This window comes from uncultured Microbacterium sp. (assembly GCF_947488465.1).
GTDB lineage: Bacteria > Actinomycetota > Actinomycetes > Actinomycetales > Microbacteriaceae > Microbacterium.
This window is the reverse complement of record NZ_CANKZA010000020.1, coordinates 1-515: the sequence shown is the minus strand read 5'-3', so window position 1 is coordinate 515 and position 515 is coordinate 1. Positions and strand designations below refer to the sequence as shown.

General features: G+C 51.8%; 1 rRNA gene. It reads right to left on the bottom strand.

The annotated features are described in order from the left end of the window. Positions 1-448 precede the first annotated feature (448 nt). Positions 449-515: ribosomal RNA gene (locus Q0653_RS14010) — 16S ribosomal RNA — on the bottom strand; the annotation flags it as partial.

The window sequence follows — 515 nt, the reverse complement described above, 5'->3', positions numbered from 1 at the left end:
CTCCAGATGCCAAGGCATTCACCGTTTGCTCTTAAAGACTTGATGTCACATGAGTTCTATCAGAATCGACGTGAACCTAAAAGGTCCACATGAAATTGACTAATGATCTTTAAGATCATCTATTACGAACCAGCCCAAAGGCCGGCTCGAAGATGCTCGCGTCCACTGTGTAGTTCTCAAAGTACGGGCGGTACCTCCCCAACAACCCATCACGGGAAGTCAGAAAAGGCCCTGAGAAAAGGCTACGCTCTCGCGCATCCGGTCCCTCAGGACCCAACAGCGTGCATATGCCGGCTCTCTCAACCCGAACGTTCCTCACCCGAAGGCCGTACTAGCTCGAAGAATCAATCCCCGACACCTTGTCAAATGTTCCACCCATGAGCTCCGGCACGAGAACATTCGTCTCGCGTCCGGCTCTGTCACCCATAAAGAGTGCAGTGCTCCTTAGAAAGGAGGTGATCCAGCCGCACCTTCCGGTACGGCTACCTTGTTACGACTTAGTCCTAATTACCAAT